The organism is Vibrio sp. 1978 (genome assembly GCF_033344345.1).
On sequence record NZ_JAWPOP010000262.1, the window covers coordinates 1 to 860 of the forward strand.

At 40.6% G+C, this 860-nt stretch carries 1 protein-coding gene; it reads right to left on the reverse strand.

Features of this window, described 5'->3' with window-relative positions:
* Window positions 1-79: 79 nt before the first annotated feature.
* Window positions 80-553, reverse strand: coding sequence for a CreA family protein (locus tag R8N49_RS25965; RefSeq protein ID WP_276432269.1), 474 nt, complete (start codon window positions 551-553; stop codon window positions 80-82).
* Between the last annotated feature and the right edge of the window lie 307 nt (window positions 554-860).

The window sequence follows — 860 nt, forward strand, 5'->3', positions numbered from 1 at the left end:
AAAATCGTGGTGTTTTATTGCAAAGAAATTTGCCCGCTGAAAAATGCAGCGGGCTGACGAATTCGTAAGCGAATTGAGCTTAATTTATCTTAGCTTCAGTCGGTTGGATGTAAGCTTTCGTACCCCAAAGAGGTACAGTTGATAGACTGTGTTTGAAGCTGCCCGATGTCTCTTTAGTTGAGTAAGAAAGGTACATCAAGGTTTGATTTTCTGGATCATAAATACGGCGAATCTTCATCGATTTGAAGAAAACGCTCTTGGACTTTTTAAATACCACTTCACCTGATTTGCTCTTATCAATTTTAGTAATCATCTCAGGTGTAATTTCACCAGTTTGACGGCAAGAAATTGAACTGTCGCTTGGGTCCGCTAAACTGAAGTCCGCTTCGATGCCCGCTACATGACAAGTAACGCCTGGAACTTCAGGGTCTACGAGCGTATTCAGTTTTATGTCTTTCATAGTAAACATACCCAAAGACACATCACCAACCTCATCGTTGCCACAGCCAGCAAGAATGGTAACCAAACCTAAAGCAAGCAAACGTTTTTTCATTATTCCGTCCTTAATTAGAAAAATATATAGATTCAATCTATCAGACGTTGGCATCTAAAACAAAATTTGGCGCAACCTCAGGACTTTAGCTAGGTTTGTTAAGGGCTTCATGCTAATGTACCGCTTCAAAGCGAGTTCATGTTTAAGAGTTGAGTCAATGCGATATAGAAAACCCTGTTAGGTTTTCGGAATATTGGCGTGATGGCTCATATACAGCCCTCGTTTTTGACTCGCTACTACTCTGTAGCCTGAGATATTTAAGGTACTCAAATGAATGAACAGCAGTTAGCCAGCATCGAACGCAAAA

Coding starts and splice junctions, on each gene's coding strand:
- R8N49_RS25965 (WP_276432269.1), bottom strand. CDS start 553: ATGAAAAAACGTTTGCTTGCTTTAGGTTTGGTTACCATTCTTGCTGGC.